Source organism: Streptomyces sp. NPDC087300 (assembly GCF_044744425.1).
Taxonomy (GTDB): domain Bacteria; phylum Actinomycetota; class Actinomycetes; order Streptomycetales; family Streptomycetaceae; genus Streptomyces.
In genome coordinates, this window is record NZ_JBIUYI010000003.1 from 138,517 (window position 1) to 155,575 (window position 17,059).

General features: G+C 73.0%; 14 protein-coding genes. 4 read left to right on the forward strand and 10 right to left on the reverse strand.

All coding sequences use genetic code 11. The annotated features are described in order from the left end of the window. Positions 1 to 2 precede the first annotated feature (2 nt). The 3 genes from ACIO9J_RS11500 to ACIO9J_RS11510 all read right to left on the reverse strand — a co-directional run bounded on the left by ACIO9J_RS11500 (position 3) and on the right by ACIO9J_RS11510 (position 4,239). Positions 3 to 437, reverse strand: coding sequence for a roadblock/LC7 domain-containing protein (locus ACIO9J_RS11500; protein ID WP_401996258.1), 435 nt, complete (start codon positions 435 to 437; stop codon positions 3 to 5). A 99-nt stretch (positions 438 to 536) separates the two neighbouring features. Further along, complete coding sequence (locus ACIO9J_RS11505; RefSeq protein ID WP_401996260.1) at positions 537 to 2,435, reverse strand: sensor histidine kinase; 1,899 nt, start codon at positions 2,433 to 2,435, stop codon at positions 537 to 539. A 607-nt stretch (positions 2,436 to 3,042) separates the two neighbouring features. Beyond that, positions 3,043 to 4,239, reverse strand: a complete 1,197-nt coding sequence (locus tag ACIO9J_RS11510) for an MBL fold metallo-hydrolase (protein ID WP_401996263.1) — start codon at positions 4,237 to 4,239, stop codon at positions 3,043 to 3,045. A gap of 214 nt (positions 4,240 to 4,453) precedes the next feature. On the opposite strand from ACIO9J_RS11510, the gene ACIO9J_RS11515 reads away from it, so the two are divergent. Further along, positions 4,454 to 5,023 (forward strand): carboxymuconolactone decarboxylase family protein, encoded by a 570-nt coding sequence (locus tag ACIO9J_RS11515; RefSeq protein WP_401996266.1) that lies wholly within the window; start codon positions 4,454 to 4,456, stop codon positions 5,021 to 5,023. Between the two features lie 49 nt (positions 5,024 to 5,072). After that, positions 5,073 to 5,687, forward strand: a complete 615-nt coding sequence (locus ACIO9J_RS11520) for a TetR/AcrR family transcriptional regulator (RefSeq protein ID WP_401996268.1) — start codon at positions 5,073 to 5,075, stop codon at positions 5,685 to 5,687. Positions 5,688 to 5,808: 121 nt separating this feature from the next. Here ACIO9J_RS11520 and ACIO9J_RS11525 read toward each other — a convergent pair whose 3' ends face one another. Continuing rightward, positions 5,809 to 6,546 carry an SIMPL domain-containing protein gene (locus tag ACIO9J_RS11525; RefSeq protein WP_401996271.1) on the reverse strand — a complete coding sequence of 246 codons (738 nt, stop codon included), beginning with the start codon at positions 6,544 to 6,546 and terminating at the stop codon, positions 5,809 to 5,811. A 227-nt stretch (positions 6,547 to 6,773) separates the two neighbouring features. Here ACIO9J_RS11525 and ACIO9J_RS11530 point away from each other — a divergent pair, with 227 nt between their 5' ends. Beyond that, positions 6,774 to 8,675, forward strand: a complete 1,902-nt coding sequence (locus ACIO9J_RS11530) for a propionyl-CoA synthetase (protein ID WP_401996274.1) — start codon at positions 6,774 to 6,776, stop codon at positions 8,673 to 8,675. Positions 8,676 to 8,761: 86 nt separating this feature from the next. Here the strand turns inward: ACIO9J_RS11530 and ACIO9J_RS11535 are convergent, their stop codons facing one another. Together ACIO9J_RS11535 and ACIO9J_RS11540 are read right to left on the reverse strand one after the other, a co-directional pair. After that, on the reverse strand, positions 8,762 to 9,595 hold the full coding sequence (locus ACIO9J_RS11535; RefSeq protein WP_401996277.1) for an SGNH/GDSL hydrolase family protein: 834 nt from the start codon (positions 9,593 to 9,595) through the stop codon (positions 8,762 to 8,764). 116 nt (positions 9,596 to 9,711) lie between these two features. Then, positions 9,712 to 11,802: an alpha-galactosidase gene (locus ACIO9J_RS11540; protein WP_401996280.1), complete on the reverse strand. Its 2,091-nt coding sequence runs from the start codon at positions 11,800 to 11,802 to the stop codon at positions 9,712 to 9,714. 181 nt (positions 11,803 to 11,983) lie between these two features. Between ACIO9J_RS11540 and ACIO9J_RS11545 the strand changes: the two genes are divergently transcribed. Beyond that, positions 11,984 to 12,781, forward strand: coding sequence for a tyrosine-protein phosphatase (locus ACIO9J_RS11545; RefSeq protein ID WP_401996283.1), 798 nt, complete (start codon positions 11,984 to 11,986; stop codon positions 12,779 to 12,781). Positions 12,782 to 12,809: 28 nt separating this feature from the next. On the opposite strand, the gene ACIO9J_RS11550 is transcribed toward ACIO9J_RS11545, so the two are convergent. The 4 genes from ACIO9J_RS11550 to dxs all read right to left on the reverse strand — a co-directional run bounded on the left by ACIO9J_RS11550 (position 12,810) and on the right by dxs (position 17,055). Then, on the reverse strand, positions 12,810 to 12,926 hold the full coding sequence (locus ACIO9J_RS11550; protein ID WP_055697321.1) for a DUF6126 family protein: 117 nt from the start codon (positions 12,924 to 12,926) through the stop codon (positions 12,810 to 12,812). Between the two features lie 95 nt (positions 12,927 to 13,021). Beyond that, positions 13,022 to 13,657: a helix-turn-helix domain-containing protein gene (locus ACIO9J_RS11555; RefSeq protein WP_401996286.1), complete on the reverse strand. Its 636-nt coding sequence runs from the start codon at positions 13,655 to 13,657 to the stop codon at positions 13,022 to 13,024. A 75-nt stretch (positions 13,658 to 13,732) separates the two neighbouring features. Continuing rightward, entirely contained in the window at positions 13,733 to 15,148 is a 1,416-nt protein-coding gene (locus ACIO9J_RS11560; RefSeq protein ID WP_401996289.1) for an aspartate aminotransferase family protein, read from the reverse strand. Further along, positions 15,145 to 17,055, reverse strand: coding sequence for a 1-deoxy-D-xylulose-5-phosphate synthase (gene dxs / locus ACIO9J_RS11565; RefSeq protein WP_401996292.1), 1,911 nt, complete (start codon positions 17,053 to 17,055; stop codon positions 15,145 to 15,147). The genes ACIO9J_RS11560 and dxs overlap by 4 nt, the downstream gene beginning before the upstream one ends. Between the last annotated feature and the right edge of the window lie 4 nt (positions 17,056 to 17,059).

Consider the following 17,059-nt stretch of genomic DNA (forward strand, 5'->3'; position numbering starts at 1 on the left):
CCTCAGTGCCTCATCGGCGCGGGTTCGCCGACGGTCTGCCGGGGCGCGGTGATCAGGTACGGGCGCACGCTCTTGACCAGCATCGCCATCTCGTACCCGAGGACGGCCGCGTCCGCGTCCCGGCTCGCGAGGACGGCGAGACAGGTGCCCGAGCCCGCCGTGGAGACGAACAGGAGCGTGGAGTCCAGCTCCACGACGACCTGGCGGACGTCCCCGCCGTCCCCGAAGCGGACGCCCGCGCTGCGCCCCAGCGAGTAGAGCCCCGAGGCGAGCGCCGCCATGTGGTCGGCGCTGTCCGCGTCGAGGCCGTGCACCGACTTCACGAGTCCGTCGGAGGAGAGCAGAACGGCGCTGTGGGTGTGCGGCACACGCTGCACGAGGCCGCTCATCAGCCAGTCGAGATCGGATACATGGCCGGTCGGCACATCGCTCGCCATGGTGGATCGACTCCTTGGGGTACGAACGTACGTAGATCTGCGTCGGCGCGCCGCGCCGGCAGAGGTGGTGGGGGGTGATCGGGCGTGGTGGTGCGCGGGTCAGCCGCCGTGTTCGCTCCCGTCGTGCGGGAGTCCGGACCGGTGCTCGCCGGGAGCGGGGTCGCGGACGTCCTGTGCCTGGGCGAGGCCGATGCCGCGCTGGAACGCGGCCATCAGGCCCGGGTCGTGTCCGACGAGTGGTTCTCCTTCGGGGCGCGGCGCCGGGCCGTCGCGGAGCTGGGGCGCGATGTGCTCCTGGGCGCGCCGCTTGGGCAGTTGGGGCTTGCCGACGCGGCCGCGCACCGCGCCGTTGCGGGGGGTCGGGGGCGTGCCCGCGTGCTCGTCGGCGGCCTGCCGGTCCTCGGCCTTGATGCCGGGCACGGCGTCGGCGGGCGTCGGCCGCGCGCCGCGTGCTCCGCGCACGGGCAGCGGGGCGGGCCCCGTGCCGCTCGCGGTACGGCCCGGCACCGGCTCGCGCTCGCGGCGTGGCAGGTCGTGCTGCGGCGGTACGGGGACCGCGACCGGCTCGGGGCGCGGTGTGGGAGCGGGGGCGGGGGCGGCGTGCGTGGCGTGGGTGACGGGGGCGACCGGTGCGGCCGGTGCGGCGTGGGCGGCGCGCTGGGGGGCCGCCGTGACGTCGGGCGTCCCGGCCACGGGCGGCGTGGGCGCGTCCGGTCGTCCGTCCCCGGCGCCTCCCGCCCCCCGGGCCGCCGCCTCGGCCGCGGGGCGCCGCCGCTCGGCAGGTTCCACCGGCTGCTCGGCGCCGAGCAGCTCCTGCGGGACGATCAGTACGGCCTGCACGCCGCCGTAGATGTTGGACTGGAGGCGGACCGCGACGCCGTGTCTGCGGGCGAGCGCGGAGACCACGAAGAGGCCGATCCGCCCGTCCTGGAGCAGGCTCGCGACGTTGACCTGGTCGGGGTCGGCGAGCAGCCGGTTCATCTTGTTCTGCTCGGCGAGGGGCATGCCGAGGCCCCGGTCCTCCACCTCGACGGCGAGGCCCGCGGTCACGAGGTTGGCGCGGAGCAGCACTTGGGTGTGCGGCGCGGAGAACACCGTGGCGTTCTCGACGAGTTCGGCGAGCAGGTGGATGACGTCGGCCACCGCGTGTCCGCGCAGCGTGCCGTCGATCGGCGGCACCAGCTTGACCCGTGAGTACTGCTCGACCTCGGCGATCGCGGAGCGCATCACCTCGGTCATGGAGACCGGCTTGCTCCACTGGCGGCGCGAGACGGCGCCGCCGAGCACGGCGAGGTTCTCGGCGTGCCTGCGGATGCGGGTCGCCAGGTGGTCGACGTGGAAGAGGCCCTTGAGCAGCTCGGGGTCCTCGACCTCGTTCTCCAGCTCGTCGAGCAGGGAGATCTCGCGGTGCACCAGCGACTGGAGGCGCCGGGCCAGATTGACGAAGACCTCGACCTTCTGTTCGCTGCCCGCGTGGCTGGAGAGCTGGGAGGCCTGGACGACGGCGCCGACGGCCGCGTCGTGGGCGCGGTTCAGCTCGTCGGAGAGCTGGTCGAACTCGTCGCCGCCCGGCCTGCTGTGACGGGTCGGTCTGGGGGCGGGCGGCTGGTCGCCGCGGCGCAGCTGTTCCACGACGCCGCGCAGGTCGGCCTGGCCGCGCGCGGTGGCGCGGCGCAGCACGCCGACCCGGTCGCGCAGGGACCGCGCGGCGCGGTCGGCGGCCACCGCGGCGATCACGATGCCGGAGAGACCGACCACGGTGGCGGCGGCGAGCACGGCGAGCAGGGCGGGGCCCGGCCTGGTGTCCGACGAGCGGAGCGTGCACAGCACGGCCGCGCAGGCGCTCAGGCCCACGGCGACCGCGGGCAGCACCGCGATGCGCAGGAGTTGGGGCCGTATGTGGGTCTCGGGCAGCTGGGCGCTGCGGCTGCCGGGCCTGCCGTGCCGCCCGCCCTCACGACGGTCCGTGCGTGCGGCGGGTGCGCGTAGGTGAGACATGTGCGTCCTCGGTACGTTGCGACGGGGGGGGGTCCAGCGGTCGGCCCGACTCCTGATTGCGGCATCGCCGTGCCGGTCGGCAGGTCCGCGAAGGTGATCCCTGCGTCGCCCGACGGCCACACACGGTAGTCGGCAACGCATCATGTGCGGTGGGCAGTTGACAAAGTCAGCGGGGCTGCGTCCCGCTCTGGTATGACGCCTCGTACGGGGGTCCGATTAGCCTCGTACGCAGGTCCGATTCCCGCCTCGTTCGGGGGTGGGCGGCGCTCGGCGCGGCGGCCGGGGCGTCGAAGCCGCCGGCTCCTTGCGCGCGCCTGGGAGTCACGCCCCGACGAGCGCCCCCGCGCCGCCAGGCGCCCCGCCTCCGCCCGTCAAGGACCCCGGTGCGGGCACACGGACACGACGGCTCCGCCCCGCCGGAGTGCACCGTCAACGCGGGGCTCCGGAAGAACCCTCCGCGGGGTACGACAAGTTGACCGGAGGAACGCCTCGTACGGACAACTACGGCGTCCCGGGCCATCGCCGGGGCACGCCGACGGACAGGGCGCCGGACCCGCGTACGGCGGATCCGGCGCCCGTTCGATTCTCAGCTCTCAGCTGGGGCGGGCTAGCCAACCGGCGCCGTCTCCGGCTCGCCGCTGGCCGCAGCCCGCGGCCCCGCGTCCTTCTCCTCGGCAGCGCTCCAGCCGCCGTCCGGCTCGACCGCGACGCCCCGCCACCACGGCACGCCGGGCACGGCGTCCGAGCCGGGCTCGAAGGGCTCGCCGGGGGTGGGCAGCGCGATCCTGGTGCCTTCGTCGCGGGCGGCGGCGAGGGTGCCCTCGCCGGGCTCCGACCACGGGTGCGGGGCGAGGTTGAAGGTGCCCCAGTGGATCGGCAGCATGACGCCCCTGGGCTGTCCGCCCTGGAGGTCCAGATGGGCGCGCATGCCCTCCTGGGGTGTCATGTGGATGTCGGGCCAGAAATCGCTGTAGGCGCCGATCTGGATCATCGTGGTGTCGAAGGGCCCGTACTGGGCGCCGATCTCGCCGAAGCCGGGGAAATAGCCCGTATCACCGCTGTGGTACACCCGGTGCCGGGGCCCCGCGACCACCCAGGACGCCCACAGCGTGTGCTGCTGGTTGCGCAGGCCGCGGCCGCAGAAGTGCCGCGCGGGGGTGGCGGTCAGGGTCAGGTCGGCCACCTTCGCCGACTCGTGCCAGTCCAGCTCGTGCAGCCGCTCGGCGGGCACGCCCCAGCGCTCCAGGTGGGCGCCGACGCCCAGCGGCACCGCGAACACCGTGTCCGTGGCGGCCAGGGCCTTGATCGTCGGCATGTCCAGGTGGTCGTAGTGGTCGTGCGAGATGACCACGGCGTCGACCGGGCCGAGCGCCTCCAGGGGCACCGGCACCGGGTGCAGCCGCTTGGGGCCCGCGAAGGCGAAGGGCGAGCAGCGGTCGCCCCAGACCGGGTCGAAGAGCACCCGGCGCCCGTCGATCTCGACGAGCACGCTGGAGTGCCCCATCCAGGTGACCCGCAGCCCGTCGGCAGGCGGCCGCGCCAGGTCGGCGAGCGTCGTGGCGTGCACCGGCACCGTGCCGGTGGGGCCGCGCCGCACGCGCTCCTCCTTGCGGAAGTAGATCTTCGCGAACTCCACGGTCGACCCGGTCGGCCTGGTCCGCGCCCCCACGGGGTTCTGGAACGTGCCCTCCGTGACGGAGAAATTCGGGGACCTGCGGATCCGCGCCATCCGCGCACCCGTCGGATCCGCTCCGAAGGCGGCGGGCCGCAGGGAGCGGAGCCCGGGAATCAGGGACCGGGACACGGGACCTCCTGAAGAGGGGGGATAGGCCACCCCATTATGTCCACGGCCTCCGACAGCGGCCGCTCCGAGGGGTCCCGATGGCTGTTTCCCGGGGTCCCCGGGGCGGATGTCACATTCCGCGCCCCGCCGTCCGTCCCTCCTGTAGCCCGGTCCTGCAGTCCGGTGAACGACACCGGGGCACGACGTACGAAGCACCACTTCGGAGGTGGCCCCCATGGCCCGCATCTCGCTCACCCCGCGCCGCACGCTCTTCTACCGGATCATGGAGTGGTACTCCAAGCGCACCTACGGCCAGGTGCTCGACCCCGGCAAGGCGCTGGCCCATCACCCGCGGGCGCTCTGGTCCTACCTCCGCTTCGAGCAGAGCCTGGCGAAGTGGAACAAGCTGGACGCCGGTCTCAAGCAGCTGGCCGTGATGGCGTCCGCCGCCTCGGTCGGCTGCTCCTGGTGCATGGACTTCGGCTTCTGGGAGTCGCACAAGCAGGGCATCGAAGTACGGAAGCTGCGGGACGTCCCCGCCTGGCGCGACAGCGACGTGTACACCCCGATGGAGCGGGACGTCATGGAGTACGCGGAGGCGATGACCGCGAACCCGCCGACCGTCGGGGACGACCTCGCCGAGCGGCTGCGCAGCGGCCTCGGCGAGCCCGCCTTCGTCGAGCTGACCGCGATGATCGCCATGGAGAACTACCGCTCCCGCTTCAACTCCGCGCTCGGACTGACCAGTCAGGGCTTCAAGGACTCCTGCGACCTGCGGGACGCCGGGCGTCAGGCCGCCGGGTGAGCGAACGCCGATTCGGGCGGCGCACGCACGCGTGGGTAGGGTGCACCGCGTGACAGGGGTGCGGCTGAGCGTGGCGGAGCGACGTGCGGAACTCCTCGGCGCCACCGTCGAACAGATCGAGGCGCGCGGGGTGGCCGCCGTGCGCATCGCCGACGTCGCCACGGCGCTCGGGGTGAGCAACGCACTGGTCCTGTACCACTTCTCGACCAAGGAACGGCTGGTCGCCGCCGCCTTCGAACACGCGGCGCAGGCCGATCTGGCGCGGCTGCGCGGGATCCTGGGCCGCCGCACCTCCGCGCTGCGCCGGCTGCGCGCGGCCGTGCGCTGGTACGCGCCGACCGGGCAGGCCAAGGGCTGGCGGCTGTGGATAGAGGGCTGGTCGGCCGCGCTGCGGGAGCCCGCCCTGCGGGAGGTCACGCGCGGCCTCGACCAGCAGTGGAAGGCGGCGCTCGCCGAGGTCGTCGCGGAGGGCGCGGCCGCGGGCGAGTTCCGCTGCGCGGACCCGGCGGGCGCGGCCCTGCGGCTGACCGCGCTGCTCGACGGGCTCGCCGTGCAGATGACGGCGTACGACGGCGCGGTGTCCCGCGCCAGGACACGGGCCTGGGCCGACGCGGCCCTGGCCCGCGAACTGGGCCTCACGGAGGACGACTTGCGGGCGGCGTAGCGACGCGTCTTTCGCAGTGCCCATACGCGGCACGTCGCTCGTCGTACCCATACGCGGCGCGTCGTCCGTCGTGCCCGTACGACACGCGACCCCCGGCACCCCGCACACCCCGGCCCCGCCGCTACCGCAGTTCGAACACCGCCGTCACCGCGACCTCGTCCTGGATCTGGCCGGGGGCCACCGGCACGTCCTCCTTGGCGAACGCGCCCACCGGCACCGGTACCGGCCGCGGGCGCCCGCCGTCGCTCTCGTCCAGCGAGACCAGGCGGCCGAGGCGGCGCCCGGCCAGCTTCGCGTACTGCGCGGCCTTGTCGCGGGCGTCCGCGTACGCCGCGTCGCGCGCCTTCGCCCGCAGCGGGCCCGCGTCCGCGACGTCGAACGCCACCGCGTGGACGCGCCCCGCGTCACCGGCCGCTCCCACCACCGCCTGGATCACCGCGCCCGTCCTCTCCAGGGCCCTGACCTTGATCGAGAACGTCTGTGACGCCTGGTAGCCGGTCAGCTTCGCGGTCCCGTTGACGTCCTCGTAGGCGGCGGACAGCGAGAGGCTCTCCGTCTTGACGTCCTTGTCGGCCACGCCCGCCTCGCGGACGGCGGCCAGCAGCGCGTCCGCCGCCGTGTTCTGCGCGGCGAGCGCCTTCTCGGCGGTCTTGCCCGTGACCTCGACGCCGGCCGTGAGCACGGCCGTGTCGGGCGCCGCGGACGCGCTGCCCGTGCCGGTCACGGTGACCGTGGTGGCAGGGGCGGGGGCGACGGCCGGTGCGGCGGGGGCGGGCGCCGCGGCGACGGCGGGCGCGGCGGGCAGCCCGAGCGCGGCGAGCGCCACGGCGAAGGCACTGACGGAACGTACTGCGTGCATACGGGGGTTCCTTCCGGCTCTCCGTCCCTCCGGGGACGGTTCGCCGTCATCCCAGCACCGGCGCCCTTCGCCGCGCTCGCGCCACTCCCGCCCTGTCACCTCACCGGTCCAGCGCGGCGAAGATCGCCGGCCCCTGCCGCACCGTCGTCGAATCCCCTTACGATGGCGGGCATTCGCGCGCGACCAGGCGCAACGACCCCGCCCCGCCCGAGGATCGGAGTGACCGGTTGTCCAGGCCGACGAGTTACGAGTCCGCGTACCGCGAGAGCCTCACCGATCCGGTGGCCTTCTGGGGCCGCGCGGCCGAGGCCGTCGACTGGTACGTGCCGCCGCGCGAGGTCCTCGACCCGACCACCCCCGCCGCGCCGCGCTGGTTCGCCGGCGGGGAGCTGAACACCTGTCACAACGCCCTGGACCGGCACGTCGCCGCGGGCCACGGCGACCGTACGGCGCTGATCCACGACAGCCCCGTCACCGGCACCGTCCGCGCCTTCAGTTACCGCGAGCTGCTCGACGAGGTGGCCCGCACCGCGGGCATGCTCACCGAACTCGGCGTCCGCAAGGGCGACACCGTCGTCCTGTACCTGCCGATGGTCCCCGAGGCGGCCGTGGCGATGCTGGCCTGCGCGCGCATCGGCGCCGTGCACTCCGTGGTGTTCGGCGGCTTCGCCGCGCCCGAGCTCGCGGCCCGCATCGACCACGCCCGCCCCAAGGTGGTGCTCTCCGCGTCGTGCGGCATCGAGGTCGACCGCGTCATCGCGTACAAGCCGCTCCTGGACGCGGCCCTCGACCAGTGCGCGCACCGCCCCGACGCCTGCGTGATCCTCCAACGCCCGCAGGCCCACGCGGAGTTGCGGGAGGGACGCGACCTGGACTGGGCGACCGCGCTCGCCGCCGCGCCCGCCGTGGACTGCGTGCCGGTGGCCGCCACCGACCCGCTGTACGTCCTCTACACCTCGGGCACCACGGGCGCCCCCAAGGGTGTGGTCCGCGACAACGGCGGTCATGCCGTGGCGCTGCGCTGGTCCATGGAGCACGTCTACGACGCCCGGCCCGGCGAGGTGTTCTGGACGGCGTCCGACGTGGGCTGGGTGGTGGGCCACTCCTACATCGTGTACGCCCCGCTGCTGAGCGGCTGCACGACCCTGCTGTACGAGGGCAAGCCGGTCGGCACGCCGGACGCGGGCGCGTTCTGGCGGGTGGTCGAACAGCACAACGTATGCACCCTGTTCACCGCGCCCACCGCGCTGCGCGCCATCAAGCGGGACGACCCCGAGGGCGCGCTCAAGGCCCGGCACGACCTCTCGTCGCTGCGCGCCCTGTTCCTCGCGGGCGAGCGGCTCGATCCCGACACCTGCCACTGGGCCCGCGAGCTGCTCGGCGTGCCCGTGGTCGACCACTGGTGGCAGACCGAGACCGGCTGGCCCATCGTCGCCAACCCGCTCGGCATCGAGGCGCTGCCCGCCAGGGCCGGTTCGCCCGGCAAGGCCGTGCCCGGCTGGGACCTGCGGGTCCTGGACGAGGCGGGCGCGCCCTGTCCGCCCGGCACGGACGGCACCCTGGCGGTGCGCCTGCCGCTGCCGCCGGGCAGCCTGACCACGCTCTACCGCGACGACGAGCGGTTCGCCGACACGTACTTGAGCCGCTTCCCCGGCCACTATCTGACCGGCGACGGCGGGCACATCGACGCGGACGGCCACGTCTTCGTGATGGGCCGCCTCGACGACGTCATCAACGTCGCGGGGCACCGGCTGTCGACCGGCGCGATGGAGGAGGTGCTCGCCGACCACCCCGACGTGGCCGAGTGCGCGGTGGTCGGTGTCGCGGACGAGCTCAAGGGCGAGCTGCCGCTCGGCCTGGTGGTCCTGCGCCAGGGCGTGGACAGGCCCGTCGAGGAGGTCGAGCGCGAGCTGCGCACGCTGGTGCGTGAACGTATCGGCGCCGTCGCCACCCCGCGCCGCGTGGTGCCGGTCCCCCGGCTGCCCAAGACGCGTTCCGGCAAGATCCTGCGCGGGACGGTGCGGGCGATAGCCGACGGCCGCGACTACGCCGTACCCGCGACGATCGAGGACGCCGCGGTGCTGACCGAGATCACCGCGTCCCTGAGCGGGCTCCGGGATCCGGGCTGATCCGACCCGGGCATGCCGAAGGCGCCCCTCGGGAGGGGCGCCTTCGGCATGGGCGGAGTCGCACGGTCGTTCGACCGCCGGGTCGCTCAGGAAGCGGCCTCGATCTGCATCTTGATGGTGTGCGGATTGCGGATGCCCTTCGCCTCCACGTGGTCGCCGGAGCTCTCGCCCCGGATGCGCCGCCCGATCCACGGCACCAGGTACTCGCGCGCCCAGTGGATGTCGTCGCGCCGCACCTCCAGCGTGCCGCGCGGCGGCAGCGGCGGCCACGCCTGGTCCGGGTCGGCGGGCACCTCGAAGCCGAGCACCTGTCCGGCGCGCAGCGCCACGCGCGTGTGCCCCTCGGCGGAGAGGTGCAGACGGTCGCCGTCCCAGGCCCGGCGGTCCTGGACCGTCTTGAGGGACCAGAGGTCGAGCACCGGGCAGCCGTACCGGTCGGCGATCGCGCGCACGTGCATGTTGTACGTGGCGATCTTGCCGCGCAGATGCTTGAGCAGGGCCACGCCACGGGTATCGAAGCCGGTGGTCACCATGACGGTGCCCACCGCCGACGAGAGGTCGGCGACGGCCCGCTCGAACCGCTCGGCGACCTCGTCGGGGTCGGTGCCGGGCCGGATGATGTCGTTGCCCCCGGCGCAGAAGGTCACCAGGTCGGGGGCGAGTTCCTTGGCACGCGGCAGCTGGTGCTCGACGATCTGGTCGAGGAGCTTGCCGCGTACGGCGAGGTTGGCGTACCGGAAGGTGTGCTCGGGCACGCGGTCGTCGAGCAGGACGGCAAGACGGTCGGCCCAGCCGACGAACGTGCCGTCGGGACCCGGGTCGCCCACGCCTTCCGTGAAGCTGTCGCCGAGCGCCGCGTAGGAGTTGAATACGCCGTTGTTGAAGGGGTGATTGATGAAGGATGTCGACTCTGCGCTCACAAAGTCACATCTTTCACCTCCCTAAGTGACCTACGCCACCGTAGGGAGGGGTTGACGGAGCGTGAGATAAGCCACCGGTCAAGATTCACCCAAGCCGGAATAAGGGACCGCCGCCCTCAGACCCGCCGCAGCCGGAACACCCCGGCGTCCAGATCACCGCGCAGACCGGTCCGCAGCCCGCGCCGCAGGAGCACCCCGCCCCGGTAGGTCTCCCCCGTGTCCCTGCACTCGTACAGGGCCGCAGGATCGAGCCCGCGCAGCCGTACCGGCGCCTGCTCCTCGCCGTACGACTGCGCGGGCAGCCAGGCCAGGACGACGGCGTGGTCCCCGAGGACGTACTGCACGGCGCTCGGGCCGCCGTCCGGCGGACGCAGCCGGTAGAGGTCGCCGAGTTGTACCAGGGGCCTGATCTCCTTGTAAAGATCCACCCATTCGCGCGCTTCGGCGAGCTCGCTCTCGTCCCACCGGGTGAGGTCGCCGCCGATCCCGAGCACCCCGGCCATGGCGCTGACGAACCGGAAGCGCAGCGAGCTGATCCGGTCGTTGAGCTGGACGTTGGGGCTGTCGGTGACCCAGGCGGCCATCACGCGCGCGGGGTGCAGCTGGCTGAAGCCGTGCTGGATGGCGAGCCGGTCGAGGGGGTCGGTGTTGTCGGATGTCCACACCTGGTCGGTGCGGGCGAGGATGCCGAGGTCGATGCGTCCGCCGCCACCCGAGCAGGACTCGAAGGACACCGTGGGGTGCGCGGCCCGCAGCCGGTCGAGCAGTCCGTAGAGGGACTGCGGGTGCTCCCACCACAGCTCGGGCAGATCGGCGTCGCCGGGCCGCCCCGCGTCGGTGAAGCTGCGGTTGAAGTCCCACTTCACGTAGTCGATGGGCGCGCTGGAGAGCAGCCCGTCGAGCTGCTGCCACAGGTACGCGACCACGTCCGCGCGGGTCAGGTCGAGCACCAGCTGGTTGCGGAACTCCGTGCGGGTACGGCCGGGTTGGTGCTGCACCCAGTCGGGGTGCGCGCGGTAGAGGTCGCTGTCGGGGTTGACCATCTCCGGCTCCACCCAGATCCCGAACCGCATGCCGAGCCCGTGCACCTCGTCGGCCAGCGGCTTGAGCCCGTCCGGGAAGCGGTCCGGGTTGGGCGTCCAGTCGCCGAGGCCGGCCCGGTCGCTGACCCGGCCGCCGAACCACGCGTCGTCGACGACGAACAGCTCGACGCCGAGGCCGGCGGCCCGGTGCGCGAGCGCCCGCTGCTGCTCCTCGCCGATGTCAAAGCCGGTGGCCTCCCACGAGTTGTAGAGCACCGGCCTGACCGTCCCGGCGTCCGGAATCACGTGCGCGCGCTGATAGGTGTGCCAGGCGCGGCTCGCGCCGCCGAAACCGCCGCCGCTCCACAGACCGGCGAAGACCGGACCGACGATCGCCGTGCCGGGCCGCAGGACGGTGACCCCGGCGTCGTCGTGGCCCGCGCCCCCGGTGATCTGCACGGCGCCGTCGGGCAGTTGGCTCACGCTGATCCGCCAGGACCCGGACCAGGCGAGCGCGCAGCTGTAGACCTCGCCGCTCTCCTCGCCCGCGCCCTCCGCGTCGAGCGCGACCCAGGGCAGATGGGCGTGGCCGGTGTGCCCGCGCCTGCTGCCGATGGTGTGCTCGCCGTACGTGAGGTCGGCGCGCGCGAGCCGTGACTCTGCTCCCCACCGGCCGTGCAGCTGCGAGAGCCGCCAGCGCTCGCGGCGCGGCAGCGTCCAGGTCGCGGAGTCGGCGCGGAGCACGTCCAGCGGCCCGGTGCGGTGGTCCCCTTGGTGGGTGAGGAGCCAGAACCGCTCGATGACATCGCCCCGCAGCCGGTAGAAGAGGGTGATCCCGAGGTGGTGCAGGGGGTCTTCGAAGTGCAGCTGGAGTTCGTCGTCCGCCGCGGCCGAGCCGGTGTGCCGCCACTCGGTGCCCCGGACCCGCTCGTCGCGGACCGACAGCGCGGGCCGTACGAAGCGGCGGCCGCCCTCCACCGGATACTCCTCGCGCCCGTCGAGCCAGGACTCGAAGCCGCGCTCCGGGGGCGGCGGCTCGGCGGCCAGCGCCTCGGCGTCGGCCAGGGCGATCCGCGCGCCCCAGTACAGGTGCAGCAGCTCGTCGCGGCCGGTGAGCCGCAGGGCGTAGCTGCTGGTGGGGCCCGAGAGGAGCCAGGTGCGGCGGTCCGTACCGATCTCGATCATCAGGCCTCCGTCGACGCGGCTGCACGGTCCGCGCCGACGCGCGCGCGTGGGCACATCCTGGAGGGCGTTTCGCCGCCGGGGCAACGCCCGCGCAGGGGTGATTGCCTCAGGTACCCATGTCGTATCGTCGAAGACGCGTCCACCGGCGAGCCGCGCCGGCAGCAGAGTCCGAGGAGAGCCCGTGACCCAGCAGGTCCCGTCGACAGAGCCCGAGCTTGCCGGAGTGCGCAACTTCCGTGACGTGGGCGGGCTGCCGACCGTGGACGGCCGCCGCGTCCGCCCGGGGCGGCTCTTCCGCAGCGGTCACCTGGCGCACGCCACCGAGGCCGACGCCGTCTTCCTCGGCTCGCTGGGTCTGCACACGATCTTCGATTTCCGCAACGCCGCCGACCAGCGCCTGGAGGGCCCCGATGTGGCGCTGCCCGGCGTGCGCAACGTGAACCTGCCGCTGACCGACCCGGCCGACGGCGCCGAGTTCTGGAAGATGGTCCGCGACGGCGAGCTCGACCAGCTGCGTTCGGTGCTCGCCGACGGCAAGGCCGCGGACCGCATGTCGACCTCGTACCGCGCGATCATCAAGCAGCGCACGGCCGAGCACGGCCAGGTGCTGCACGCGCTCGCCGAGGACAGTGTGCCCGCCCTGATGCACTGCGCGGCGGGCAAGGACCGCGCCGGGCTCTCCATAGCCGTGACGCTGCTGGCCGTCGGCGTCGAGCGCGACGCCATCGAGGCGGACTACCTGGAGTCGAACGCGGCGCACCGGCGCTACCGGGTGCACCGCACCGACGACTCCCCCAACGCGATGTCCCCCGAGGTCATGGAGCTGCTCAGCCCGCTCTTCGACGCCCGTGCCGAGTACCTTGCGGCGGCCTTCGAGACGATCGACGAGACCTGGGGCGGCGTGGACAGCTACCTCGCCGAGGGCCTCAAGGTGACCCCGGCGACCCGGGAGCGGCTGCGCGAGCGCCTGCTGGACTGACCCGGCCGGGCGGGCGGGTCCCGGCACGCTACTGGTTCTGCGCGCCCAGTTCGAACAGCAGATAGATGAAGGCCGCGAAGAGGTGGCCCACCGCCACGTAGATGATCAGCCGGACCCAGAGCGCCCGGGGGAACTTCTCCTCCATCCGCATCACCTTCGGAGCCGGCTGCTCGTCCTGCTCGGTCCGGTGCGGCTGCTCGGGCAGCTCCTGACGGGCAAGTCCCTGCGGGTCGGATTCCGTCATGTCGACTCTCCCTGAGTGGGGCCGCCGAGGCACAGCGCGGTGGCGGGGCTCTGCAGCAGCGTGTGGACGAAGAGGAGATCGGCGCCGTCCCGGTCGGCGGCGGCGATCCGGTGCGGGGTCAGCGAGTCGAAGTGCGCGCTGTCCCCGGGCCCGAGGACGTGCGCGGTGTCCCCGAGGCGCAGCCGCAGCCGCCCCGTGAGGACGTAGAGCCACTCCTCACCGGGGTGGACGCGCACGATGTCGCCCTGCGCGCCGTGCGGCACGTGCACGCGCAGCGCCTGCATGCCGCGGCCGGGCGCGCCCGCCTGCCAGTAGGTCCAGCCGCCCGCGCGGGTCGGTTCCATGGCGGTCGCGCGCACGATCGAGTCCCGGTCGGCGACCGTCTCGCCGAGTAGTTCGGAGACCGTCGTACCGTAGATGCGGGCGAGCGCGAGCAGCATGGGCAGCGAGGGCTGGCGCTGACCGGTCTCCAGGCGGGACAGGTGGGCGGGCGAGAGGCCCGCGGTGCGGGCGGCGGCCTCCAGGGTGAGCGACGCGCGACGGCGCAGCTCACGCAGCTGGGGCGCGACGGCGGGCAGCGCGTCGTCCGCCTGGGACGGGTCCGCGGGCTCGACGGGCTCGGCTGGGCTCATGTCCCGATTGAGCCAGAACCTTGCCTCTCGGGCAACTTTCTTGCCCGAGAGGCAAAAGCATCCGGAGGAATCCGGTCAGCGATTGGCGACCGCCTGCTTCACCAGTGTCCTGCCGAAGTCCCACATCAGCCCGCCGCCGCTGTGCGCGTCGTCCATCACGGCGGTGAACGCCTCGACGAAGCGGTCCACCTCCTTCTCGCCCACGGTCAGCGGCGGGATCAGCTTGATCACCTCCAGGTGATCGCCGGAGACCTGGGTGAGGATGCGGTGCTTCTGGAGCAGCGGTACGACCACCATCTGCGCGAAGAGCCCCTTGCGGGCGGCCTGGAGCATGGTCCAACGGCCGCGCAGCTTCAGCGATTTGGGCCTGCCGAACTCGATGCCGACCATGAGTCCACGGCCGCGCACCTCGCTCAGCAGCTCGTAGCGCTCCACCAGGGCGGCGAGCCGCGTCTTGAGCAGCTCCCCGGTCACCCGGGCGTTCTCGACGACCTTCTCGTCCTCCATCACGGACAGGACGGCGAGCCCGGCCGCCATGGCCTGCGCGTTGGAGCCGAAGCTCGCCGAGTGCACGAGCACCCGGTCCATCGAGGAGTAGACCTTCTTGAAGATCCAGTCCTTGCCGAGGGTCGCGCCGACCGGCACATAGCCGCCCGACAGCGCCTTGGCGACACAGACCAGATCGGGCTCGACGCCCTCCTCGTGCTGGTAGGCGTAGAAGTCGCCGGTCCTGCCGAGGCCGGTCTGCACCTCGTCGAGGATCAGCAGCCCCTTGTGCTGATGGAGCAGCTCCTGCGCGGCGCGCAGATAGCCGGGCGGCGTCTCGTGAACGCCCTTGCCCTGGATGGGCTCGACGATGAGAGCGGCGACGTCGCCCTTCTTCAGCTCCTTGCGCAGCGCGTCCAGATCGCCGAGCGGTACGGCGGTGTCCGGCAGCAGCGGCGCGAAGCCGTCGCGGAACCCGTCCTCGCCGTTGACGGAGAGCGAGCCCGTGGTGAGCCCGTGGAAGGCGTGCGCGCAGTAGAGCACGCGCGGCTTGCCGGTGGCGTACCGGGCGAACTTCAGCGCGGTCTCGACCGCCTCGGTCCCGCTGTTGCCGAAGAACACCCGGTCCAGGTGCGGACTGTGGGTGAGCAGCCGCTCGGCGAGCAGCCCCGGCAGCGGCTGGCAGTCGAAGCGGGTGAGGTCGGCGAGCGAGGCGTCCAGGACGTCGTGCAGCGCCTTGCGTACGACGGGGTGGTGCCTGCCCAGGCCCATCACGCCGAAGCCCGCGAGCATGTCGAGGTAGTCGTTGCCCTCGGCGTCCCAGAAGTACGCGCCCTCGGCCCGCTCGTAGACCTTGTCGAAGCCGATGGTGTGCAGCATGCGCGGCAGCTGGTGATTGAGGTGCCGCGCGTGCAGCTCGTAGCGCTCGGCGCCCCGCTCGGCGAGGAGTCTGCCGAGGTCGAACTCCTTGGCACCGCGTTCCTCCGTGCCGAACTCCTTGGTCATGCGCTGTGCTCCTTGCCTGAACCCGGCTCCCCCGTGCTCTCCTTGGCCGCCAGCGTGGCGCTGATCCGCCCGGCGATCTCGACCGGCGTGAGCCCGAGGTCCGCGAGCACCTCGCCGCGCTTGGCGTGCGCGAGGAACTGCTCGGGGATCCCGAACCGCCGTACCGGTACGTCCACTTCGGCCTCGCCGAGGGCCAGCGCGACCGCGGCGCCGACCCCGGCGGAACGGCTGTTGTCCTCGACGACCGCCACGACCCGGTGCCGGGCGGCGAGCCCCGGCAGCTCCGCGTCCACCGGCTTGACCCAGCGCGGGTCGACGACGGTGCAGCGCAGGCCGCGCGCCCGCAGCAGCTCGGCGGCCTGGAGACAGACCGGCGCCATCACCCCGACGGCGACCAGCAGCACGTCGGCGTCGGCCTCCTGGAGCAGGACGTCCATCCCGCCGAGCCGGTCGACGGCCGGGATGGCGGGCCCGACCGACTCCTTGGGGAAGCGGAGCAGCGTCGGAGCGTCGTCCACCGTGACCGCCTCGCGCAGTTGCAGCCGCAGCTGGTCGGCGTCGCGCGGCGCGGCGATCCGCAGGCCGGGGACGACCTGGAGGATCGACATGTCCCACATGCCGTTGTGCGAGGCCCCGTCGACGCCGGTCACGCCGGCCCGGTCCAGGACGAAGGTCACGCCGCACTTGTGCAGCGCCACGTCCATCAGGAGCTGGTCGAAGGCCCGGTTGAGGAAGGTCGCGTAGACCGCGACCACGGGATGCAGCCCGCCCGTCGCGAGCCCGGCGGCCGACACCGCGGCGTGCTGCTCGGCGATGCCGACGTCCCACACCCGGTCCGGGTACGCCTCGGCGAACTTGGTCAGACCGACCGGCCCCAGCATCGCCGCGGTGATCGCCACGACGTCGTCGCGCTCGGCACCGATGCGGACGATCTCGTCCCCGAACACCGAGGTCCAGGACGGGCCGTTGGACGGCGCGAGCGGCTCGCAGGTGAGCGGGTCCATGACGCCGACGGTGTGGAAACGGTCGGCCTCGTCGGCGAGCGCGGGCTCGTAGCCGCGCCCCTTCTCGGTGAGGCAGTGGATCAGGACGGGGCCGTGGAAGCGTTTCGCGCGGCGCAGCGCCGACTCGACGGCCCCGATGTCGTGCCCGTCGATCGGCCCGACGTACTTGAGCCCGAGGTCCTCGAACATGCCCTGCGGCGCGAAGGCGTCCTTGAAGCCCTTCTTGGCGCCGTGCAGCGACTCGTAGAGCGTCCGCCCGACCAGGGGGGTGCGCTGGAGTATGTCCTTGCCCCAGGCGAGCACCTGCTCGTAGCTGTCCGTCGTACGGAGGGTGGCGAGGTGGTTGGCGAGACCGCCGATGGTCGGGGCGTAGGAGCGCTCGTTGTCGTTGACGACGATGATCAGCGGCCGGTCCTTGGCGGCCGCGATGTTGTTCAGCGCCTCCCAGGCCATGCCACCGGTCAGCGCGCCGTCCCCGATGACGGCGACGACGTGCCCCCGCTCGCCGAGCACCTGGCGCGCCTTGGCGAGGCCGTCGGCCCAGCCGAGCGCCGTGGAGGCGTGGCTGTTCTCGACGATGTCGTGCTCCGACTCCTCGCGCGAGGGATAGCCGGAGAGGCCGCCCTTGCCGCGCAGCTTGGAAAAGTCCTGACGGCCCGTCAGGAGCTTGTGCACATAGCTCTGGTGGCCGGTGTCCCACACGATCCGGTCCACCGGCGACTCGAAGACCCGGTGCAGGGCGATGGAGAGTTCCACCACCCCCAGGTTGGGCCCCAGGTGACCGCCCGTCCTGGCGACCGCGTGCACCAGGAACTCCCGGATCTCCTCTGCCAGTTCGTCGAGCTCCGCCTCGGTCAGCGCCTTCAGATCGCGCGGCCCCCGAATGGTGTCCAGAATGGTCATGCTC